Below are 21,002 nucleotides of genomic sequence, written 5' to 3' on the forward strand. Positions count from 1 at the left end.
GCCTCCATGACGGGCAGGTCTTCTGGGCCTATGCCGGGGAGGCGGAAGAGACGCGGCTCTACAGCCTTGCGGATATCACCGGCCCGATCGGACCGGCAGGTCCCGCAGGCCCGGCCGGGGCCAATGGTGCTGATGGCGCTGATGGGGCGATCGGACCGCAGGGACCCGCCGGGGCCGATGGCGCGCCGGGGCCGCAGGGCGCGGTCGGACCCGCGGGGCCGGTGGGACCGCAAGGCCCCGAGGGACCCGAAGGCCCGCAAGGGGTGCCCGGCGTCAGCGAGGATCAGATCGAACTGAGCACCCTGCGCGTGATCAGCGCCGATGGCCCCATCCTCTCCAGCGACCGGGGCCAGATCCTCGAGGTCGACGCGGCCACGCCGGTGGTGGTCACGCTGCCCGATGACGCGACCCTGCCCATGTCGGTCGGTGCCTCGGTGACCATCGTCCAGATCGGCGCGGGCGATGTGACGGTCGCCGCCGCCCCCGGCGTCACCCTGAACAGCATCGCAGGCGGGGCGGTCGCCACGCTCGGACGCTGGCAGGGGCTCTGGGGCTACAAGCGCGGCCCCAATGCCTGGATCGTGGCCGGGGCGCTCTCCTGATGCCCGCCCGCCTGCGTCTCGCCGCCGCCCCCGGCCTGCTGGCCGCCCGCGCCCGGACCGCCGGTCCCGATCAGCTGCCCGGCCTCATCGGCTGGTTCGATGCCGCCACGCCAGAGACCCTGAGCCTCGGCAGCGCCGACGTGATCGCCAATGCCAACCGCGTCCCCGGTGGCCCAGGCCTGACGGCCGTGGGCGCGGGCGGTCCCGCCTATGCCCCCACCGGCGGCCCCGGCGGGCGTCCCGCTCTGCTCTGGCCCGACGCGCCCAACAATCTCGGCCTGTCGCTCGCCAATGATGCCCAGGTGGCCGAGCTGTTCGTCGTCTGCCAGTTCGCCGGCGGCACCACCGCCACATGGCCCACCTATAACGCGGTCTTCTCCTCCCGCGCGGCGGTCAATGAATGCACGGCGGTGGGCGAGATCGGCAAATCCCATCTCGCCTTCGGCAATGCCGGGCAGCTCGTCTCCAGCGTCTCGATCAACGGCGGCGCCTTCGGCAGCGCCATGCTGCCCTTGCCCCTCTCCATCCTGCACTTCTCCGCCAGCACCGAGAGCCTGCCCCACCTCACCCTCGCCGCCTTCGGCTTCCAGCACGCGGCGGCCACCCTCGGCCGCTCCTGGCGCGGGCCGATCTGCGAGGTGCTGGCCTATCTCACGGCCCTGACCCCAAACCAGCGCGCCCATGTCCAGGCCTACCTGACCCGCAAATGGAGGCTCTGGTGAGATTGTCCGCTGGCCTGGGCGGGTCATCAATGCGGCTGATGTGGCTCGAACCGAGACCTGTCTCGCCGGGATCCGGGGAATCGCCCTATGATTAAGTCTGCCGATGATCTCTGCGCCCGGCCGCAAGCCCAAAAGGACCGCCCATGACCCATACCCCCGATACCAGCTGGTGCCGCAAAGGCGGGCGCCGCAGCTACGTAACCACCAAACCGCTCCCCTGGTGGATCGGCAAGGAAAATAGCGGCTGGCTCCTCACCGTGCCGGAACACCGCGAGTTCGAAAGCTCCGTCCCGCGCAGCCTGCAATGGGTCTGGTCGCCCGACGATCCCTATTATCTCAAATCCGCCGCCATCCACGACACCCTCCTCGAGGAGGGGTTCCGCGAGGCCTTCGCCGACAGCCAGTGGTTCGAAGCCGCCCTCAGCGAACACGCCCCCACCTTCCGCACCTGGGTCGCCTACAGCGCCATGCGCGCCCGCCGCTTTCTTCTCTGGGTGCTGGGGATGGGCAGACCGTGACAGGTCGGGGGTCGACCGGCGAATCATCTTGGACTGGCTCAGTCACACCCATCTTTTTGGGGTTGCTCCCAGTAAATTTCGCCAACCGCCTCCGTCGGGAAGCCCTGATCATCTGGCAGTTCGATAATGCTAAAGTCGTCGCCCCCAAGAAGGTCGAACGCTTCCGCAACATTTAAAGCCCTCAACCAACCCGAATTCGGGCCTTGGCAGGTCGCCTCAAGGTCGGAGAAGAAAGCCCAGTAGCGCATTCTGAAGAGATGCGCGAAACTAACCAAGATTTCGTTACTATCTGGGTGAAGTTGTATGACGTTTACTGTTGGGCAAGGCTACTCGCGAAGGGCCGACATTCATGCAAGGTTTGGCGGACAACGTCAGGGCGGCATATCTACCCCTAAAGATTGGCCATACATCTTCATTTTCACCGGTAAAAGCGGCGAGGCGCACGGTTACCAGGACGGCTGGAGAGATGACGAGCTCTTCCTTTACACCGGAGAGGGTCAATCAGGGGACATGACCTTTAAAGGCGGAAACAAAGCTATTCGAGACCATGTGGACAACGGCAAAGAGCTATTACTTTTCGAGTCGCTAGGAAAGAGTCAGCCAGTCCGTTTCATGGGGTCCTTTATCTGCCAGTCTTGGGACACATTCGACGGTCCTGATAGCAGTGGGGTGATGAGAGAATGCATCCAATTCCACCTCGTTCGATTGAAAGCCGAACTATCCTCCACCGGGCCGGATATATCAGAAAACGGACAGATTGCAGATCTAACAGAACTCCGGCGAAGGGCTTTGAAAGCGGCGGTGCCATCCCAGACGAAGGATTGGCGGAACGCTCCACAAGCATATAGGCGAAGAAGTCAGGCGGTGAAGGACTATGTTTTGGCCCGCGCGAATGGCCGATGCGAACTGACAGGAAAGCCGGCGCCGTTCGAGACAAAGGCAGGACTGCCGTACCTTGAAGTCCATCACACGCGACGACTATCGGACGATGGGCCAGACGACCCGCGGTTCGTCGCTGCCATATGTCCTACGGTTCACCGTGAGATCCATTTCGGAGCTGAAGGCACGAGATTGAACGAAATGCTGATCGAAAAGCTGGGACAGTTGGAGAGTGCGTTCGATGGAGCGGTTTAAAGATCCTTTAGTGACACTCCAAACGACTGCGTCGACTAGTCGCTACACCGAATGGCAGCAGTGATACCCGAATCTATGGATGGTGCAGCGCGATTAAATGTCTTTGAAAGAATATTTAAACACATGGATCTCATATGAAAACTGGAAGAATGAAGCAGCTTTTCGAATCTTTTTGGACCATACTGATCGCGGCACTCGGGCTTATTGTTGGAAGTGCTCTGCTTACGTACTGGCTTTCAAACGTGCCACCATGGTCATACATCAGCGGCCCAATACCGGGTGAGATGGCGTTTATAGGATCTGATAGCAGAAAGCAAATTGAGCGGACTGCGAATGATCTTTCAACACTCGATCTGGGTGAAGAGTTAAATCTGCGCGTCGGTGAAATTCCCATGCAACTTTATAGCCTAGGTAAAGAAATTCTAGAAGCAGATCGCGAGTATATGATTGAATCTGCAGCTCCCCGAGGCAACTTTTATTGGAGCTATCTCGCAGATCCTAAGATCGCTTTAACGATCATAGGCATGTTAGGATCGGCAATTGCATTTGTTTCTGGACTGTATTTTTCAGCAAAAAAGAAAAGTAGAGATGACGCTCGTCATGCACTAGAAATTGAAAAACTACGGCTGGAAGTCGAAAGCCTAAAGAGGGATTAAGTAAGCAGAGGTTGGTCCAGCCATATCGAGACGACAGCTTTCATCCGCATACCCGATCTTCAGCATTCGAGGAATCTTCCGCCAGGATCGGGCAAGAGTTTCGACGGGCTATAGTCACTCAGGCGCCCCAGTAGCAGGGACTTTAAAAAAGAGTCTTGAGCGGGAACGGAATGAGACAGTTTGAAGACTGTAAGGGTGCTTATCACCCTAAATCACGCGCTAAAAAGTGATTGTCATAGCTTGAAAAACTCGCCGCAATGCCAAACTCGCCTTAGTGATAAAATCGCCCCCAACTGACGCTTGTTTCTAGCTGCCCATCAACATGCCTATACGCAATGTGGTGGGGGGCCGCCCGTCCCCAATTCTTTAACACAAAGTTCTTCGGAAGTGGGGCACGTCCAAATACTTGATTTTTAGCGACCTCAAGAGAAATACGATTCTGCGCGGCAATGCCAGTATTCGATGCTTTGATATAATGAATAATTCCTTTAAAATTCTGGTTGATCGCCGGTAGAGCCTGGAGAGCATAATCAGGTGTCATTGGATAGTGTATATCAAATGGTATGCCACCATATCGCGACCAGGGTTCGCGAGCCACTATGCCTCCATCAGAAAAGAGGAACTCGTTCCTTGCATCTCTTTTAAGAATTACAAAATCTGCACATAAAAGCCGATTTGCATAAATCTCAAAAACATACCTCATGTTGTCTAGGGAACTATGTTTAGGATTCAATTGGTCGGAGTGAAACTGTGCGAGTTTTTTTAAATAATTAGGGTTTCTGACCAGCAATGCTGCAACATAACGGCTTAGGACTTCGAGTTCATGCTCAGACACCTCCATGTACTCAATGGTATTGCCGATTCTTAAGCCGAGTTCATTTGAGAGCTTTCGCTTTTTGTGGTCTCCGCTAAATGTTCGATTTCTCAGGTTCTTATCGTCGATGAGCTTCTTCAGGAGCGATGCGAACGGTCCATCGATATCGTTGGCAAACCAAGTTTCAATTGAAACATCCTTTGTTCCGTCAGCGAGATCCTTCGAATACAGCTGTCCAACAACTCCTAGCCCTCTTGGTTTTCCACGAAACGAGCTTCCATCCCGGCTTAGAACTTGGATCGTGCCGTCGGTGCTACACCAATGTCCTGAGTTCAGCTGTGGCCACCAATGATGCCTTTTCGGTACACTCAACGTTTAGCCATACCCCCTTTTTTGCAAAACTCGAACACCTCCGAAGATGAATTGGCAACAAGAATGCGGTCCCTCAAAGCATATCAAATGAAAAAGAGCGCTGCTGCAAGGAAGGTTGTCAGACACTGCAGAAATGTGTGTCACGCCACAGTGTGTCACGCTACAGACACTGCAGAAATGTGTGTCACGCTACAAGCACTAGAGTCTGTAAGCTTCAACAAGCTGATTTTAAATCAATATTTGGCTCCGGCGGTAGGGATCGAACCTACGACCAATTGATTAACAGTCAACTGCTCTACCGCTGAGCTACGCCGGAACACGGTATGCTCGGCCTATAACAAGGTGGGTTTGAGGCTTCAAGAGGGGTTTGGCGGAAAAATCGATCTGAGGCGCACCTTTGTACTCGCCGTCAGGGTATCGAACGCGATGATCAGGCCACGGCGTTGTAAATCCAGAAGGTGGGCCAGTACGTTTCGCGCCGCGATGGGGAGCATGTGAGGCGGGATGTCCGTGTAGATTCGCCCGGACAGATCGTGAGCCGATCCAGGTTCCTCGTCGAGCGCCGCAAGAATCTGCGCCTCCCGCTCGTCCCGGTGGTCCAGCAGCCACTCGATCCGGGCCGCGGGATCCTCAATCGGATCACCGTGCCCGGAATAAAGCCGCTCAGGTTGCCATTTCGCCAATCTCCGACACGAGCTCCGGAATTGCGCGACGTCGCCGTCGGGAGGTGAGATCAGCGTCGTGGTCCAGCCCATAACCAGATCACCAGAAAAGCCGACGCCGTTCCACAGAAAGGCCAGATGATTGCCGAAGTGGCCGGGGGTCCAGAGCGCCGTCAGACCTTCACCTTCGACCTGAAGGGTCTCTTCATCGGACAGAAGGTAATCCGGGACAAATTGCTCGTCCCTGCCCTCCCCGCCACCCAAACCGGCCAACGCCGGATAAGGGCGGCCTGCTGCGCTGTCTCCAAAGGCAATGACCGGCACACCGGTCTCTTCTGCCAGCCGGGGCACTAGCGCAGAATGATCGAGATGAGAGTGAGTGACCAGTATGCGGGCAATCCGTGCGCCTCGGGTTGCGTCAAGGATTGCTTCCAGATGCGGGACACTGACTGGTCCGGGATCGATGATAGTGATCTCGCGTTGACCCAGAAGATACGTGTTTGTCCCCGGCCCTGTCATCGGCGATGGGTTTGGCGCCCGAATGACCCTCAGACCCGACTCCAGTTCCGTCAGCGCGTCCATCGCTTTCCCTCGCCCCCAAGCCGCTCTAGTCTATGGGCATGTCATTGTCTTGGCTCAAGACCTACATGCCACGGTCCCTCTATTGGCGGGGCGCCTTGATATTGCTTCTTCCGGTAGTGGTCCTGCTGGTGGTCGTGTCCGTCGTATTCATTCAACGGCTGTTCGAAGACGTCACCGTTCAGATGACTCACAATGTCGGGCTCGAAGTCCGGCACATGTTGGAACAGGTCGACACAGCGCCCAGCCTTGAGACGGCACTCCCTCTGTCACAGGATCTGGCAGACGCATTCGACATGAATGCCGCGCTGCCAGATCCGGCGCCTGTGTCGGGCGAAACGCGGGCGTTTTATGACATCTCGGGCCGCATGATCTGGCCGACGCTGCGCGACGAGATCGCCGCCCTTCAGGGGGTCGATCTGGTGCAGGACGATGGCAAAGCTGAACTGACCCTGACGACTCGCCATGGCCCCCTGCGACTGGAGATTGACCGGGACCGGATCTCGGCCAAGAACCCCCATCAGCTGCTGGTAATCATGGGATTGACGGCGCTCCTCATCTCACTGGTTTCCTTTCTGTTTCTACGTAACCAGCTGCGCCCCATCGCCCGTCTGGCCGAAGCCGCCACAGCCTTTGGGCGGGGACGGGCCGTGGTCTATCGTCCGTCCGGTTCGACTGAGGTCCGCAATGCCGGAAAGGCGTTTCTCGATATGCGCAACCGGATCGAGCGCCAGATCGAGCAGCGGACGACGATGTTGTCGGGTGTGAGCCATGACCTGCGTACCCCGCTGGCACGGCTCAATCTGGGGCTGGAGATGAGCGACGATCCGGAGGCCCCTGCGATGCGGCAGGACGTGGCGGAAATGCGGCGTATGCTGGACGCGTTCTTGGATTTTGCACGGGACGGGGCGCTGGATGACCCGGAGCCGGTGCGGGCTGACGAGATCTGCCAGCAGCTTCTGGAGAAAGCCGTTCGGTCCGGGATGGCGGTCGAAGCGGGGCGCATCGACCCCTGCCCTCCGGTTGATCTCCGCCCCCTCGCCGTCAGTCGGGCTGTCGAAAACCTGCTGGTCAACGCCACCCGTTACGGAACCAGAGCGCGTTTGTCTTTGATTCGATCCAGTGGCAGTCTGTCGTTTGTGGTGGAGGACGATGGCCCGGGGATCCCCAAGGCCGATCGTGTGACCGCCATGCGCGCCTTCACGCGTCTTGATTCATCGCGGAACCAGAATCAAGGAGCGGGCGTGGGGCTGGGTCTCGCCATTGCTCTTGATGTGGCGCGTCAGCACGGGGGGGCCCTCGTGCTGGACGAGTCGCAGGACCTCGGGGGACTTCAGGCGCGGTTGGTACTGCCGATCTGAACGGCCTCAATCACCCGTGCGAAAGCCCCGCGCGACGACGAACTTTTCCGAACTGTCGGACCGGCTGGCAGGGGGTTTCACGTTGGCGACCGTCCTGAACCTGCGCTTCAGCTCAGCCTGGAGGCTTCCCTCGGCACCTCCCTGCAGCACCTTCGCCACGAAGGTCCCGCCCTCATCGAGCACGTCAAAAGCCAGCTCCGCCGCCGCCTCGCAAAGCGCGATGATCCGCAGATGGTCGGTTTGCTTATGCCCCGAAGAAGCGGCTGCCATGTCGGACATTACCACGTCAGCCCGTCCGCCGAGCCATTCCTTCACCTGTGCATCGGCGCCGTCGGCCATAAAGTCGAGCTGGTGAATCTCAGCTCCGGCGATAGGTTCAACCTCTTGCAGGTCGAGCCCGATGATCCGGCCCACGGCCTTGCCCTTTTTCTCACCCAGGGCGTTGATCCGGGGGACAGCCACCTGACACCAGCCGCCCGGCGCGCAACCCAGATCAACGACGCGCGCGCCTGGGACGAGGAAACGGTATTTATCGTCAAGCTCGAGGATCTTGAAGGCTGCGCGCCCCCGGAACCCCTCGACCTTGGCGCGCTGGACATACGGGTCATTCAGCTGCCGTTGCAGCCAGAGCGTCGAAGAGAGCTTGCGCCCACGCGCTGTCTTAACCTTGACGGTCAGATCCCGCTGGCCGCGCCCGCTCGATTTTCTGGCCATCTGATCGTCTCCCCGTTCTGGTCGTGTACAGATACTCTCCCCACCCCGCCGTGCAAAGGGGCGTTTCGGATATCCTCGCCGCTCCATCACTGCTACCATGAGGCGAGTAGCGAGAGTTTCAGGAGTACCCCATGTCCTTTACCGATCTTTTCATCGCCGCCGTCCCGGATGGAAAACGCGGCAGCTACGCCGACCTCTGCAAAGAGACCCAGACCTATTTCATCGAGACCCTTGGCGCGGTGTCCTGCGCGGATTTCTGGGGAGCCGATGTCCCGGAGGGAGAGCTGACCTCGCTGCCCATGGCCGTCAAAGCCGAGCCGGGCGAAACGGTTGCGATGGGTTGGGTTCGCTGGCCGAGCAAAGAGGTCCGGGACGCCGGATGGGCCCGAATGATGCAGGAGGACCCGGGCTGGGAGATGCCGTTTGACGGCAAGCGGATGATCTTTGGCGGATTCGAAGAGCTGACCTCACGGTCTTTGTAAGACCCTATTCGTTCAGTAGGGGCCGTCCTCCAGCACGCCATCCGCGCACATCTGGGCGTAGAGCAGCCCCTCTCGCAGCCCCCGATCGGCGACCGAGAGCCGGTCGGTAGGCCAGACCCGGAGCAACGCCTGGAGGATGGCCGAGCCCGACATGATCAGCGCCTGCCGGTCCCGCCCGATTCGCGGATCCGTGCGCCGGCCTTCGGGCCCCATCACCAGATAGGATCGAATCACCGCATCGATCTGGTCGGATGTCATACGCAGCCCATCCACCCGGTTCCGGTCATAGCGTTTCAGCCCCAGATGGCTGGCCGCCACCGTGGTGATCGTCCCGGACGTGCCGATGATCTGGAAGCCTTCGCGCGCCTGTTCCTTGGCATAGGGGGCGAAGTCCTGAAGATTTTCCTCGAAAAACCAGCTCATGAGTGCGAATCGCGCGGCGTCGTTGCGGACGTCGTAGAACTGGTCACGCAAGGTCGCCACGCCGAGAGGGACCGAGATCCAGTCCACCACCCGCGCCGCCGGAAACGGCGAGCCATCCGCCGGGGTGAACCCCGCATGGAGCCGCATGATTGCCCGGGGGCGGTCCGCGCGTGGCACACGGGACAGGTCGATCCAGACCAGTTCCGTAGAGCCACCGCCAATATCGACGACGAGCAGTTGCTCGGTTTTCGTCGAAACCAGCGGTGCGCAGGAAATCACCGCCAGGCGGGCCTCTTCTTCCGGCGTGATGATTTCCAGATGCAGGCCAGCTTCACGGTGTACCTTATCCAAAAACTGCTTTGAGTTTGACGCCCGACGACACGCTTCTGTTGCGACCAGCCGCATCCGCTCCACGTTGCGGTTGCGAATTTTTGACCGGCATATTTTCAGCGCCTGAATCGCTTTGTCCATCGAGCCACGACTCAAACGCCCGGTGCGTTCAAGCCCGTGGCCCAATTGGACAGATTTCGAGAAACTGTCCACGACATGAAACTGGTTGCCCTTGGGTTGGGCAATCAGCATGCGACACGAATTCGTGCCGAGATCCAGCGCGGCATACATGGATGCCGGGTCTGGTTTATCGGTGCGCGGCGGCTCAACCGGCATCGGGAACGCGCCCGCACCTTTGGGACGCCTGGGCGCCATCACGTCGCCCTCCATTCAGTTACCCCCACGGTAGGCATCCGCCTGACCCAAAGCAAGCACCGCCTGCGCCACACCTCATCAAGATGATGAAATCTTTTGGGGATCGCCGTGGTGGCCCTCAAAGGGCGTTTGCAGTAGCTCTCAGGTCGCAGCACAGCGGGGAAATGTCGAAAATCGGCATGTTCCGTAACGTCGAAGACCCTAGGTCAGTGCGAAACCGGGAGGAGCTCATGACCCAGATCACCATCGTCTACTGGCGGGACATTCCTGCACAGGTGATCGCGGGTAAGGGGCGGCGGGGCGTCAAAGCGCCTTTGCCTGAACGGTTCGAGCAGGCGATCGACCGGGCCGCGATGAAATCGGGTGCTGCCGGGACCGACGACTATCTGGCCGAATGGCGCAAAGTGCCTGCCGGAGAGGTCGAGGGATCGGACGCGGAGGCGGCGGCAGCAACCGTCGCCCGGATCGACGCCGAATACGACCAGGAGCGCCTCAAAGCGCTCATCACCAATGACGGGCGGGCCTGAATGGCGCGCGCTCATCCCCTGTTGGAGTCTCTGATGTCTATTCTGTCTTTTCGCCGCAAACAGTCCAATCCAACTCCGACGACGCCTGACGTATCAGGCTTTCTGACCGGCTATTCCATTGAGGTCATGCCTCGCACCGCCGCCAAGGTCGAGGACTTCCGCGCCATCCTGCCTCAGGGAACGCGGGTGTACATCGCGCATATCGACGGCACACCCCTCGAGGACATGGTTGCGACGGCCAAACGGATCGCGGGCGAAGGCTTCGACGTGATGCCGCACTTCCCCGCTCGGATCATCAAAGACCGCGCGACTCTGGCCGAGTGGATCAACCGCTACCAGTCAGAGGCCGGGATCAAACAGGGGCTGATTCTCGCCGGTGGCGTCGAAGAGCCGAAGGGCGACTTTCACAGCTCCATGCAACTGCTGGAGACCGGGCTGTTTGATCAGGCGGGCTTTACCCACCTGCATGTGGCGGGTCACCCCGAGGGCAACCGCGACATCGATCCGGACGGTTCGGACCGTGCGGTGACGGACGCGCTGCGCTGGAAACAGGCCTTCAACGAGCGCACCGATGCCCGCATGGCTCTGACCACCCAGTTTTGCTTCGAGGCCGCGCCGGTCGTCGCCTGGACGCAGGCCATGCGCCGCGAGGGGATCAATCTCCCCGTACATATCGGAATCGCTGGCCCGGCCAAGTTGCAAACGCTGATCAAGTTCTCCATCGCCTGCGGTGTCGGCCCCTCCCTGCGCGTGTTGCAAAAGCGCGCCAAGGACGTGACCAAACTTGTCCTGCCGTTCACCCCCGACGAGGTTGTTGGCGATCTTGCAGCGGCCAAAGCCGCCGACCCGTCCTTCCCCATTGAGCAGGTCCATATCTTCCCGCTCGGCGGTATCAAAGCGGCGACCGAATGGGCCAATGCCCGACTGAACCCCGCCGAGATTGCTCAGAACGCCTGAATTCCACGCTCCCCCCGGCCCATAAGGACCTCTCATGACCCGCACTGTTCTCGAGTCGAAGACCAAGACTGTTACCATCGGCTTTGACGAGCCGTTCTGCGTGATCGGCGAACGCATCAATCCCACCGGGCGCAAGAAGCTTGCCGCCGAACTTGAGGCCGGGGATTTCTCCACCGTCGAAAAGGACGCGCTGGAGCAGGTCGCCTGCGGGGCCATGGTGCTCGATGTGAACGCGGGGGTTGTGTACAACTCCAACCCCAACCCCAATGAGACAGAGCCGCCGCTGATGAGGTCGATGATCGAGCTGGTGCAGGGTCTGGTGGACGTGCCGCTCTGCATCGACAGCTCTGTGCCCGGAGCCCTGGAGGCGGGTCTTGAGGCCTGTGAAGGCCGCCCGCTCCTTAATTCTGTGACGGGTGAGGAAGATCGACTGGAGCTCGTGCTGCCACTGGTCAAGAAATACAACGTGCCCGTCGTTGCGATCTCAAACGACGACACGGGTATTTCCGAAGATCCGGACGTGCGCTTCGCCGTCGCGAAGAAAATCGTCGAGCGCGCTGCCGATTTCGGTATTCCCGCCCATGACATCGTCGTGGATCCGCTCGTGATGCCCGTGGGTGCCATGGCGAGCGCGGGTCAGCAGGTCTTTACCCTCGTCCGCCGTTTGCGCGATGAACTGGGCGTGAACACCACCTGCGGTGCGTCGAACATCTCCTTTGGCCTTCCGAATCGCCACGGCATCAACGCGGCCTTTCTGCCAATGGCCATTGGCGCGGGCATGACCTCCGCGATTATGAACCCCGTCCGCAAAGTCGAAATGGAAGCGATTCGTGCGGCCAACTTCCTGATGAACCACGACCCGAATGGCGGCGAATGGATCAAGTTTTCCCGAGTCCTCGATGCCGTGGAGGCGGGAGAGAGCTTTGCCGACGCGTCGCAGGCTGCCCGCGAAGCCGCCTCCGCAGGTCGCGGAGGACGCCGCCGTCGTCGGGGTTAAGCCGATGTTAGAATTCTGCGGTCCTAACTGCGCCTATGGCGCAAGATGGCACATTTCTTCGGGACCTGAAGCAGAAAATGGTTTTTTCAGCGAAGGCGGCACGCACAGGTGGTATCGTGCGACGCTCGATCCGCTGGGTCGAGCGGGAAATCGGCGTGGACGAATTCCAGGAAGACGTCCAGCGCCGCGGCTTTCATCTGCTGAAGACCCGCACGCAATTCATCGTCGTCTGCAATCAGGATCCGATCCGTATGATCTGCTGATCGGATCAGACGCTGAGACGTCACATTACGATATTTCCCCGAAGAAACACGCGCGGATCGCATCATGACATCTGAGACTCGGACCGTCATTTTCACCCCTTCGGGCCGCCGCGGGCAGGTTGAGGCCGGAACGACGGTTCTGGAGGCCGCACGACAGCTTGGGGTCGACCTTGAATCGGTCTGCGGTGGGCGCGGCATTTGCTCCAAATGCCAGATCGAGCCGCAATTCGGAACCCATTCCAAACACGGGATCACAGTCTCCGAGGCCGCCATCTCCGGTTGGAATGCGACTGAGGCGCGTTACGATGAAAAGCGCGGCCTGAAACAGGGCCGCAGGCTTGGCTGTCAGGCACAAATTCTCGGCGATCTCGTGGTCGATGTCCCGGAGGAGAGCCAGCTTCACCGGCAGGTCGTCCGGAAAGCGGCAGACACCCGGGTCATCCACATGGATCCCGCCACGCGACTTTACCATGTCGAGGTGGCTGAGCCTGACATGCACGAACCCTCCGGCGATCTGCAACGGCTGACCGAAGCGCTGTCGGAGCAATGGGGGATCGGCGCTGTCGAAACACCCCTGAGCGTGATGACCCGTCTCCAGCCAATCCTGCGAAAGGGTGCGTTCCGCGTCACCGTCGCCGTCCATGACGACGGTGACGCTCCGGCGCGGCTCCTTGATCTGTGGCCGGGTCTTTATGACGGGGGCCTCTATGGGCTCGCAATCGATCTCGGCTCGACCACCATCGCCGCGCATCTCTGCGATCTCACGACGGGGAATGTCATCGCCTCGGGCGGTCGGATGAACCCCCAGATCCGTTACGGCGAAGACCTCATGAGCCGCGTCTCCTACGTCATGATGAACCCCGGCGGCGACGCAAAAATGACCGCCGCCGTCCGAACGGCCATCTCCGAGCTTACCGTAGAACTAGCGTCGGAAGCCGGGATCGAAAGCCAGACCATCGTCGAATGCGTAATTGTGGCCAACCCGGTGATGCATCACCTCCTTCTCGGAATAGACCCGCTGGAGTTGGGTCAGGCACCGTTTGCACTGGCGACCTCCGACGCATTGCGCCTCGCCGTACGGGCCCTTGAGATCACTGGCGTCAACGCCGAGGCCCGGGCTTATCTGCTGCCCTGCATCGCGGGCCATGTGGGGGCGGACGCCGCCGCCGTTGCGCTGAGCGAGGCGCCGGGCGAACAGGATGAACTGACGCTGATTGTGGATGTAGGCACCAACGCGGAGATCCTGCTGGGGGATCGGAACGGCGTGCTCGCTTGCTCCTCGCCCACCGGCCCGGCCTTTGAAGGTGCGCAGATCTCAGCAGGTCAACGCGCTGCCCCCGGGGCCATCGAGGCCGTGCGCATCGACCCTGTGACCCGCGAGCCGCGATTTCGGGTGATTGGAGAGGAGCGCTGGTCAGATGAGCCGGGCTTTGACGCCAATGTGACGGGCATCTGCGGCTCGGGCATCATCGAGGTCGTAGCTGAGATGCGGCAGGCCGGGATCGTCGATGCGTCGGGGCTCATCGGGTCAGCCGAACAGGTCGGCTCTGACCGTGTTATCGCCGAAGGGCGCACCCATGCCTATGTCCTGCATGAGAAGGACGGACGGCAGATCCGCGTCACCCAAGGCGATATCCGCGCGATCCAGCTCGCGAAATCCGCGCTCTATGCGGGCGCCCGGCTGCTGATGGACGAGCGCGGCGTTGACCGGGTCAGTCGCGTGGTGCTGGCTGGTGCCTTTGGTGCCCATATCAGTCCAAAGCACGCTCTGATCCTCGGGATGATTCCGGATGTCCCGCTCGAACAGGTGACCAGCGCCGGGAACGCGGCGGGAACTGGCGCGCGGATCGCGCTTCTCAACCGTTCCGCCCGGGCCGAAATTGAAGCCACCGTCGGCCAGATCCGCAAGGTCGAGACCGCCATTGAACCCCGGTTTCAGGAACATTTCGTCGCCGCAAACGCTCTGCCCCACGCGGTAGATACCTTCCCCGAGTTACGCGCAATCACGTCGCTGCCGAACGTGTCCTACGGCGCGGGTGGCGGCGAAGGAGAACGTCCCCGCAGGCGCCGCCGCAAGAGCTGATCTTCGTCCTGGTTTCCGGTCAGTCTGATTGTTGATCCTACGAGGCCATTTTCCATCGAACTTCTTTGAACGCCTGGGCCGGCGTTTGTTAGTTGATGGCGGAGTGGTGCGCTGGCGGTTGTAGAAGGCCTCGGTGTATTCGAAGTTTGCAGCCTTAGGCAGTGCTCGCGTTATGAACCGTTGGCGGTGGACCAGCTCCTTTTTCAGTGAGGTGAAGAAGGTCTCCATCTGGGCGTTATCGAGGCGCTCCCCCTTGCGGCTCATGCATTGGGTCAGCTTGGCACGATGGATGATCTTGCGGGAGTCTCCGCTGGCGTATTGCACGCCTCTATCAAGTACAGGAACAGGCCGGGGACCGGCCTGCGCCGGTTCAGGGCCATCCGGAGCCCGCCGCAGCACAGCTCGACCCGCAGGTGATCGGCCATGGACCAGCCGACGGTTTCGCGCGTGGCCATATCCTTGACCGCCGCCAGGTCCGCCCATGCGGCCGCCATTGGTCTGAGGCCCATGGCGGACGCCAGCCCTCGTCACTGCCGACATAGGTGATACTCGTCAGCCCGATGGTGTTCGGGTTGGTGCCGTGAACCGTCCGCTGCAACAGGTTTGGCGACGGGATGAGAGGATGTTTTCCCGTAGTATTCTGGCCACATGCCGCTCCGACACCCGCTCCCCGTCAGCGCGCAGATCCCGGTGGATGCGTTTGGATCCGTAGCGTTCCTTGCGGGCTTCGAAACAATGCTCTCCGCTCCAGCAGCGCCCTGCGCGGAGCCCCGCGGTCATCACGACCGGGCGTGCTGGCGTGGCGTCCATAGAGCCAGCTGCGCGACAGGCACAACAGCCGGCAAAGTGTCAAAACCCCGCATTACGCTTTGCGGGAGCTTTGTTGCACGATAAGGGTGTGGGACTAATCTCTTGAGTTCAGCATGGTAGCTAACTTGTATGAGTAGATGGTCGCCCGCGAAGTACAGGACCCGGAACTGCCCTTTGTACAGTTGGCCATTGATGCACCATTGGATCGACCTGTATGTGTTTGATCGGACGGTTTGATGGTGCGATCCTTTCTCAGGAATGGAAGGAAGCATTATTGGACAAGTTCGTCATATCGCTGCGAAGGAACTGGCAGAGGCGGGTTGCTCCGACTGCGAAATTCAGGCCGTCACAGGTCACAAGTCTTTGGCAATGGTACAGAAATACCGGTCGCAAGCTGACCAAAAAGCCGCTTCGGAGCGGGCTCAGGCCCGCCTTGAATGGAGCGGAAGCGGAACTTGAAAGTGCGAAACCCAGTGCGAAACTCTCACTTCTGACGCAACAGAAAGAGCCAACGACACGCCAATTACGCCAATGATTTCAAATTGGTGCGGGTGAAGGGACTTGAACCCCCACGCCTTGCGGCGCCAGAACCTAAATCTGGTGCGTCTACCAGTTCCGCCACACCCGCACGCTGCCTGCAGCACTAGCAAAGCCGAAAACGGGATGCGAGGGGAAATGTCAGGGCCAGGCAGATTGTCCGAGACGGGCACTAAAGTCGCCGGGCTCCGAGACCCGTCCGCCGCAGATCGGACGTGGAGCTCCGGTGGTTGCGGGTGCGGAGGTCGGCAAGCCGCGTAGCACCCGCACCGCCAGATAGCCAAATGCCTGCGCCTCCAGCATATCGCCATCGAGCCCAATCTCTTCAACAGGTTCGACGGCCAGATTGGTGACCCTGCGCAACCCTACCATCATCACCGGGTTCAACCGCCCTCCTCCGGTCACGAGGATCCGGGCCGGCATCTCCGGGCAAAGCCGGAGCCCGAGCTTCACGCTCTCGGCCACGACCGCCGTCAGGGTCGCGGCGGCGTCCGCGTCGGAGAGGGTCGCAACTGCGTCAGCCAGCCACGCAAAGGCATCCCGGTCGAGGGATTTCGGCGCTGGCAGGGCAAAGAACGGATCGCGTCGCAGCCGCTCCAGCACGGCGGCGTCAGGCGTCCCGCCGGCGGCCAGCGCCCCCTCAGCGTCGAGGTCGAGACCCCTACGGGCGCGCATGAGATCGTTCAGGGGGGCGTTGGCGGGGCCGGTGTCGAAGGCCATGCAGGCGCCCGGTTCGGCGGGCCCTTTGATCCGGGGGTCGGCCCAGGTGAGGTTCCCGACGCCGCCGAGGTTAAGAATCGCCGTGGGCTCTTCGATGCCCGCATAGCGTAGCGCGGCGTGGTGAAAGAACGGCGCGAGCGGCGCCCCCTGCCCGCCCGCCGCCACATCGGCGCTGCGGAAATCCCAGACCACCGGCAGATCAAGCGCATGGGCCAGCCGCGCCCCGTCGCCGATCTGGCAGGTGCCGCGCCCGCCCGGATCGTGCGCCGTGGTCTGGCCATGGAACCCGACCACATCCGCTCCCGGAATCGGCGCAAGACATTCCAGATGCGCGCCTTCGACCAGCCGCGCCACTTGCTCCAGCCCGTCCCAGCGGCCCAGTGCAGCGCGCAGAGTCTCGCGCTCGTCCTCCTCATAGGGGCGGTAGGCGCCGACGCCAAAGCCGTGGATATCCTGCCCATCGGTCAGCACCAGAGCCGCATCGACCCCATCAAGCGACGTTCCCGACATGGTCCCCAGAGCCCAGACGGGGCCTTCCTTTAACGCATACCTGATCATGACTTTCCTCTATGCGGTCGGCTCGGTATAGCAGCAGCAGAACCAGCATGGACCAGGAGCCCCATGACGTACCAGCCGAAATCCGAATTTCTGAGGATCATCGCCGAGCGCGGCTTTATCAATGGCTGCACAGACATCGAAGGGCTTGATCAGGCCCTGCTGTCGGGGGTCGTGCCCGCCTATATCGGCTATGATGCGACGGCGAAATCGCTCCATGTGGGGCATTTGCTGAACATCATGCTCCTGCGCTGGTATCAGAAATGCGGGCATAAGCCGATCACGCTGATGGGCGGTGGAACGACGAAGGTGGGCGACCCGTCCTTCCGCTCCGATGAACGGCCGCTGCTTGGCCCCGAGCAGATCGCCGCCAATGCCGAGAGCATGAAGGGTGTGTTCCGCAAGTATCTCAGCTATGGCGACGCGCCGTCGGACGCCATCATGCTGGATAATTCGGACTGGCTTGACGGGTTGAACTATCTCGACTTCCTGCGCGATATCGGGCGGCATTTCTCGGTCAACCGGATGCTGTCCTTTGAGAGCGTGAAATCGCGGATCGACCGGGAGCAATCCCTGTCCTTCCTCGAATTCAACTACATGATTTTGCAGGCCTATGACTTCCTTGAGCTGAGCCGCCGCCATGGCTGTCTGTTGCAGATGGGCGGCTCGGACCAGTGGGGCAATATCGTCAACGGCATCGACCTTGCGCGGCGCGTGGCCGAGAGCGAGATCTACGGGCTGACGACGCCGCTCCTGACCACCTCGGACGGACGCAAGATGGGCAAGAGCCAGAACGGCGCGATCTGGCTCAATGCCGATATGCTGTCTCCCTATGAGTTCTGGCAGTTCTGGCGCAATACCACCGACGCGGATGTGGGCCGCTTTGCCAAGCTCTATACCGAGCTGCCCGTCGATGAATGCGACCGGCTCGGTGCGCTCGAAGGGGCGGAGATCAACGAGGCGAAGGTCATCCTCGCCAATGAGGTCACGGCGCTCTGCCATGGCCGCGAGGCCGCCGAGGCTGCCCATGCCACCGCGCGCGAAGTCTTTGAAAAGGGCGGCGTAGGGGATGACCTGCCCACCCTCGCCCTGCCGGCCTCGGAGATCGGCGATGGCATCTCCATCGTGCAACTGATCGTGCGCTCCGGCCTCGCCAAATCCGGCAAAGAGGCGAAGCGTCTGATCACCGAGGGTGGCGCGCGACTCGATGACGCGGCGATCGAGGATGCGGGAATGATGGTGGACCCGGACAGGCTGCCGATTAAGTTGTCAGCCGGTAAGAAACGCCACGCGCTGGTGACCCTGGAGGATTAATGGCTACCGTTCTGGACCGCATCAAGGACTACAAACTTGAGGAAATCGCCACCCGCAAAGCGGAGCGCGGTTCCGAGCAGATCGAGAGTGCTGCGCGCTCGGGTCCCCGGGTCCGACCCTTTGGCGAGGCGTTGCGCAAGGCCAGCCGCCAAGGGTATGGCCTGATTGCCGAGGTGAAAAAAGCCAGCCCGTCCAAAGGCCTGATCCGTGAGGATTTCGAGCCCGCCGCTCTGGCCAAAGCCTATGAGGACGGCGGCGCGACCTGCCTGTCGGTGCTCACCGATGCGCCGTCTTTTCAGGGTCACGAGGACTACCTCGTCGCCGCCCGCGATGCCGTGGACCTGCCCGTCCTGCGCAAGGATTTCCTGTTTGATCCCTGGCAGGTGGCCGAGAGCCGGGCCCTGGGAGCCGACTGCATCCTGATCATCATGGCGGCAGTCGATGACACTCTGGCCGCCGAGCTTGAGGATGCGGCCCGCCATTGGGGTATGGATGCCCTGATCGAGGTGCATAATCAGGAGGAGCTGGAGCGCTCCGCCAGCCTGAAAAGCCAGCTCATTGGCATCAACAACCGCAACCTGCACACGTTTGAGACCGATCTGGACACGACCCGCCGCCTCGCCCGGATCGCGGAGCCGCAGTGCATGCTGGTCTCGGAGAGCGGGCTTTTCACGCCAAACGACCTGGCGGATATGGCGAGCTATGGCACCCGCTGCTTCCTCATCGGCGAGAGCCTGATGCGGCAGGACGACGTGGCCGAGGCGACCCGCGCGTTGCTGGCCAACCCTCTGACGGCAAAGGCGACCTCCCTGTGAGCCTCACCCATTTCGACGCAAGCGGCGACGCCCATATGGTGGATGTCTCGGACAAGCCTGTGACTGCCCGAGAGGCCGTGGCCGAAGGTTTCGTCCGCATGTCGTCCGAGGTTCTGACGCTTATCACCGAGGGCCAGGCGAAAAAGGGCGACGTGGCCGGGGTCGCGCGTCTGGCGGGCATTATGGGAGCCAAGCGGACCTCTGACCTGATCCCCCTCTGCCATCCCCTGCCGATCACCAAAGTCGCCATCGACATTGTGCCTGACACCGACCTGCCGGGGCTCCGGGTGACCGCTACGGTCAAAACCGGCGGCCAGACCGGCGTGGAGATGGAGGCCCTCACCGCCGTCTCCACCGCCTGCCTCACCGTCTACGACATGGTGAAGGCTGCGCAGAAAGATATGGAGATCGGCGGCATCCGACTCCTGTCCAAAACCGGCGGCAAATCCGGCACCTACGAGGCGCGCCCGTGATTTCGGTTGAAGAGGCACTTAGCCACCTCTTTGCCCTCGTCCGCCCGCTCGGGGCTGAAGCGGTGCCTCTCCGGCAAGCCGCCGGACGTGTGCTTGCCTGCGCGTGTACGGCGACCCGCGCGCAACCGCCGTTCGATGCCTCAGCGATGGATGGGTACGCCATCGCCGACGCGGATCCGCTGAGCGGTGCGCAGTACCGCGTCGTGGGTGAGAGCGCCGCTGGCCATGCCTACCGGGATAACCTGCGCCCCGGTGAGGCCGTGCGTATTCTCACGGGTGCTCCGGCGCCCAACGGCGCCAAACGGATCATCATTCAGGAAGACGTGCTGCGTCAGGGTGACCGGATCACCATCGGCGACGACCCCGACCCCGGCCCTTATATCCGGCGCAAAGGTGCTGATTTCGACGCGGGGTTTTCCTTTGGCCCCGAACGGCGTTTAACCCCTGCTGACATTGCCCTGCTTGCCGCGATGGGCCAGTCTACGGTCACTGTGATCCGCCAGCCAAGCGTCGCCATCATCTCCACCGGCGATGAATTGGTGGACCCGGCGGACAGTCCAGCTGCAGACCAGATCTACGCCTGCAATCATCTTGGCCTCGCCGCAATGATCGAAGCCGCTGGCGGGCGCGCGCGCATTCTGCCCATCGCCGGCGACACCGAGGCCTCTCTCTCCGCCGCCTTCGACATGGCCGCAGGGGCCGACCTGATCGTGACCATCGGCGGCGCCTCTGTCGGCGACCATGATGTGGTGGCCACCAGTGCCGCCCGGCTCGGCCTCAACCGCAGTTTCTACAAGGTCGCCATGCGTCCGGGAAAGCCACTGATGGCGGGCCGGATCGCCGGGACCACAATGATTGGTCTGCCCGGAAACCCCGTGTCTTCGATGGTCTGCGGAACGGTTTTTTTAATCCCGGTCCTGCGCAAGATGATGGGCCTTGGGGAAGCGCCCGCACCACGCAAAACCTCACCTCTTGCCGCATCGCTGGGCGCCAACGGTCCACGCGAACACTACATGCGCGCGACGCTCGGTCCCAAAGGCCTCCTGCCCGCCGAGAGCCAGGACAGCGCCCGGATCGGCCTTCTCGCTCAGGCAGACGCTCTGATGATCCGTCCTCCCCACGATCCCGACCGTCAATCAGGCGAAGTTGTGGAGTATATTTCGCTCAGCGGTGATTGACACAAAAGGCGAACGTCGGTAGAACAAAT

The 21,002-nt window shown here is 61.3% G+C and carries 25 protein-coding genes, 2 tRNA genes and 1 pseudogene; 17 read left to right on the forward strand and 11 right to left on the reverse strand.

Annotation, left to right across the window (positions count from 1 at the left end; genetic code table 11):
• The 3 genes and pseudogenes from FEV53_RS21855 to FEV53_RS01960 all read left to right on the forward strand — a co-directional run.
• Window positions 1-602, forward strand: a pseudogene (locus FEV53_RS21855) (hypothetical protein); the annotation flags it as partial.
• On the forward strand, window positions 602-1,324 hold the full coding sequence (locus FEV53_RS01955) for a hypothetical protein (RefSeq protein WP_142833142.1): 723 nt from the start codon (window positions 602-604) through the stop codon (window positions 1,322-1,324). The pseudogene FEV53_RS21855 and the gene FEV53_RS01955, both read left to right, overlap by 1 nt.
• A gap of 143 nt (window positions 1,325-1,467) precedes the next feature.
• Window positions 1,468-1,842, forward strand: coding sequence for a DUF1353 domain-containing protein (locus FEV53_RS01960; RefSeq protein WP_142833143.1), 375 nt, complete (start codon window positions 1,468-1,470; stop codon window positions 1,840-1,842).
• A 38-nt stretch (window positions 1,843-1,880) separates the two neighbouring features.
• Here FEV53_RS01960 and FEV53_RS01965 read toward each other — a convergent pair whose 3' ends face one another.
• Complete coding sequence (locus tag FEV53_RS01965; protein WP_142833144.1) at window positions 1,881-2,090, reverse strand: hypothetical protein; 210 nt, start codon at window positions 2,088-2,090, stop codon at window positions 1,881-1,883.
• A 55-nt stretch (window positions 2,091-2,145) separates the two neighbouring features.
• Between FEV53_RS01965 and FEV53_RS01970 the strand changes: the two genes are divergently transcribed.
• Window positions 2,146-2,976, forward strand: a complete 831-nt coding sequence (locus FEV53_RS01970) for an HNH endonuclease (RefSeq protein ID WP_142833145.1) — start codon at window positions 2,146-2,148, stop codon at window positions 2,974-2,976.
• 149 nt (window positions 2,977-3,125) lie between these two features.
• Complete coding sequence (locus FEV53_RS01975; RefSeq protein WP_142833146.1) at window positions 3,126-3,632, forward strand: hypothetical protein; 507 nt, start codon at window positions 3,126-3,128, stop codon at window positions 3,630-3,632.
• A gap of 271 nt (window positions 3,633-3,903) precedes the next feature.
• Here FEV53_RS01975 and FEV53_RS01980 read toward each other — a convergent pair whose 3' ends face one another.
• The 3 genes from FEV53_RS01980 to FEV53_RS01990 all read right to left on the reverse strand — a co-directional run bounded on the left by FEV53_RS01980 (window position 3,904) and on the right by FEV53_RS01990 (window position 6,062).
• Complete coding sequence (locus tag FEV53_RS01980; protein ID WP_142833147.1) at window positions 3,904-4,818, reverse strand: DUF4238 domain-containing protein; 915 nt, start codon at window positions 4,816-4,818, stop codon at window positions 3,904-3,906.
• A 241-nt stretch (window positions 4,819-5,059) separates the two neighbouring features.
• Window positions 5,060-5,134, reverse strand: a tRNA-Asn gene (locus tag FEV53_RS01985).
• A 40-nt stretch (window positions 5,135-5,174) separates the two neighbouring features.
• Window positions 5,175-6,062: an MBL fold metallo-hydrolase gene (locus FEV53_RS01990; RefSeq protein WP_142833148.1), complete on the reverse strand. Its 888-nt coding sequence runs from the start codon at window positions 6,060-6,062 to the stop codon at window positions 5,175-5,177.
• A gap of 38 nt (window positions 6,063-6,100) precedes the next feature.
• On the opposite strand from FEV53_RS01990, the gene FEV53_RS01995 reads away from it, so the two are divergent.
• Window positions 6,101-7,420: an ATP-binding protein gene (locus FEV53_RS01995; protein WP_142833149.1), complete on the forward strand. Its 1,320-nt coding sequence runs from the start codon at window positions 6,101-6,103 to the stop codon at window positions 7,418-7,420.
• 6 nt (window positions 7,421-7,426) lie between these two features.
• Here the strand turns inward: FEV53_RS01995 and FEV53_RS02000 are convergent, their stop codons facing one another.
• Window positions 7,427-8,134, reverse strand: coding sequence for an RlmE family RNA methyltransferase (locus FEV53_RS02000; RefSeq protein ID WP_142833150.1), 708 nt, complete (start codon window positions 8,132-8,134; stop codon window positions 7,427-7,429).
• Between the two features lie 131 nt (window positions 8,135-8,265).
• On the opposite strand from FEV53_RS02000, the gene FEV53_RS02005 reads away from it, so the two are divergent.
• Window positions 8,266-8,616: a DUF1428 domain-containing protein gene (locus FEV53_RS02005; protein WP_142833151.1), complete on the forward strand. Its 351-nt coding sequence runs from the start codon at window positions 8,266-8,268 to the stop codon at window positions 8,614-8,616.
• 12 nt (window positions 8,617-8,628) lie between these two features.
• On the opposite strand, the gene FEV53_RS02010 is transcribed toward FEV53_RS02005, so the two are convergent.
• On the reverse strand, window positions 8,629-9,744 hold the full coding sequence (locus tag FEV53_RS02010; protein ID WP_142833152.1) for a Ppx/GppA phosphatase family protein: 1,116 nt from the start codon (window positions 9,742-9,744) through the stop codon (window positions 8,629-8,631).
• A gap of 230 nt (window positions 9,745-9,974) precedes the next feature.
• Between FEV53_RS02010 and FEV53_RS02015 the strand changes: the two genes are divergently transcribed.
• From FEV53_RS02015 to FEV53_RS02035, 5 genes are all read left to right on the forward strand, one after another.
• Window positions 9,975-10,271 carry a virulence factor gene (locus FEV53_RS02015; RefSeq protein ID WP_142833153.1) on the forward strand — a complete coding sequence of 99 codons (297 nt, stop codon included), beginning with the start codon at window positions 9,975-9,977 and terminating at the stop codon, window positions 10,269-10,271.
• Between the two features lie 33 nt (window positions 10,272-10,304).
• Window positions 10,305-11,228: a methylenetetrahydrofolate reductase gene (locus FEV53_RS02020; protein WP_142833154.1), complete on the forward strand. Its 924-nt coding sequence runs from the start codon at window positions 10,305-10,307 to the stop codon at window positions 11,226-11,228.
• A gap of 34 nt (window positions 11,229-11,262) precedes the next feature.
• Window positions 11,263-12,225 carry a methyltetrahydrofolate cobalamin methyltransferase gene (locus tag FEV53_RS02025; RefSeq protein WP_142833155.1) on the forward strand — a complete coding sequence of 321 codons (963 nt, stop codon included), beginning with the start codon at window positions 11,263-11,265 and terminating at the stop codon, window positions 12,223-12,225.
• Window positions 12,226-12,260: 35 nt separating this feature from the next.
• Window positions 12,261-12,488, forward strand: coding sequence for an N-(5'-phosphoribosyl)anthranilate isomerase (locus FEV53_RS02030; RefSeq protein WP_142833156.1), 228 nt, complete (start codon window positions 12,261-12,263; stop codon window positions 12,486-12,488).
• 64 nt (window positions 12,489-12,552) lie between these two features.
• Window positions 12,553-14,571 carry an ASKHA domain-containing protein gene (locus tag FEV53_RS02035; RefSeq protein ID WP_142833157.1) on the forward strand — a complete coding sequence of 673 codons (2,019 nt, stop codon included), beginning with the start codon at window positions 12,553-12,555 and terminating at the stop codon, window positions 14,569-14,571.
• On the opposite strand, the gene FEV53_RS22080 is transcribed toward FEV53_RS02035, so the two are convergent.
• Genes FEV53_RS22080 through FEV53_RS22085 form a run of 3 tightly spaced genes read right to left on the reverse strand, consistent with a single transcriptional unit; the run spans window position 14,482 to window position 15,381 of the window.
• A complete protein-coding gene (locus FEV53_RS22080; protein WP_185962062.1) occupies window positions 14,482-14,835 on the reverse strand; it encodes an IS3 family transposase in 354 nt (117 codons plus the stop codon). The genes FEV53_RS02035 and FEV53_RS22080 overlap by 90 nt on opposite strands.
• A gap of 8 nt (window positions 14,836-14,843) precedes the next feature.
• A complete protein-coding gene (locus tag FEV53_RS20735) occupies window positions 14,844-15,080 on the reverse strand; it encodes a hypothetical protein (RefSeq protein ID WP_185962063.1) in 237 nt (78 codons plus the stop codon).
• Between the two features lie 43 nt (window positions 15,081-15,123).
• Window positions 15,124-15,381 carry an IS3 family transposase gene (locus FEV53_RS22085; protein WP_142833159.1) on the reverse strand — a complete coding sequence of 86 codons (258 nt, stop codon included), beginning with the start codon at window positions 15,379-15,381 and terminating at the stop codon, window positions 15,124-15,126.
• A 258-nt stretch (window positions 15,382-15,639) separates the two neighbouring features.
• On the opposite strand from FEV53_RS22085, the gene FEV53_RS02050 reads away from it, so the two are divergent.
• Window positions 15,640-15,840 carry a tyrosine-type recombinase/integrase gene (locus FEV53_RS02050; protein ID WP_142833160.1) on the forward strand — a complete coding sequence of 67 codons (201 nt, stop codon included), beginning with the start codon at window positions 15,640-15,642 and terminating at the stop codon, window positions 15,838-15,840.
• Between the two features lie 84 nt (window positions 15,841-15,924).
• Here the strand turns inward: FEV53_RS02050 and FEV53_RS02055 are convergent.
• A tRNA-Leu gene (locus tag FEV53_RS02055) sits at window positions 15,925-16,009 on the reverse strand.
• A gap of 50 nt (window positions 16,010-16,059) precedes the next feature.
• Window positions 16,060-17,196 (reverse strand): anhydro-N-acetylmuramic acid kinase, encoded by a 1,137-nt coding sequence (locus FEV53_RS02060; RefSeq protein ID WP_142833161.1) that lies wholly within the window; start codon window positions 17,194-17,196, stop codon window positions 16,060-16,062.
• Window positions 17,197-17,259: 63 nt separating this feature from the next.
• Here FEV53_RS02060 and tyrS point away from each other — a divergent pair, with 63 nt between their 5' ends.
• The 4 genes from tyrS to FEV53_RS02080 are packed head-to-tail and all read left to right on the forward strand — an operon-like array spanning window position 17,260 to window position 20,973.
• Window positions 17,260-18,507 carry a tyrosine--tRNA ligase gene (gene tyrS / locus FEV53_RS02065; RefSeq protein ID WP_142833162.1) on the forward strand — a complete coding sequence of 416 codons (1,248 nt, stop codon included), beginning with the start codon at window positions 17,260-17,262 and terminating at the stop codon, window positions 18,505-18,507.
• Window positions 18,507-19,322: an indole-3-glycerol phosphate synthase TrpC gene (trpC, locus tag FEV53_RS02070; protein ID WP_142833163.1), complete on the forward strand. Its 816-nt coding sequence runs from the start codon at window positions 18,507-18,509 to the stop codon at window positions 19,320-19,322. Before tyrS ends, trpC begins: the two co-directional genes overlap by 1 nt.
• Window positions 19,319-19,795 carry a cyclic pyranopterin monophosphate synthase MoaC gene (gene moaC, locus FEV53_RS02075; protein WP_142833164.1) on the forward strand — a complete coding sequence of 159 codons (477 nt, stop codon included), beginning with the start codon at window positions 19,319-19,321 and terminating at the stop codon, window positions 19,793-19,795. Before trpC ends, moaC begins: the two co-directional genes overlap by 4 nt.
• On the forward strand, window positions 19,792-20,973 hold the full coding sequence (locus tag FEV53_RS02080; protein ID WP_142833165.1) for a molybdopterin molybdotransferase MoeA: 1,182 nt from the start codon (window positions 19,792-19,794) through the stop codon (window positions 20,971-20,973). Before moaC ends, FEV53_RS02080 begins: the two co-directional genes overlap by 4 nt.
• Window positions 20,974-21,002: the final 29 nt, after the last annotated feature.

It is taken from the genome of Palleronia caenipelagi (assembly GCF_007004065.1).
GTDB lineage: Bacteria > Pseudomonadota > Alphaproteobacteria > Rhodobacterales > Rhodobacteraceae > Palleronia > Palleronia caenipelagi.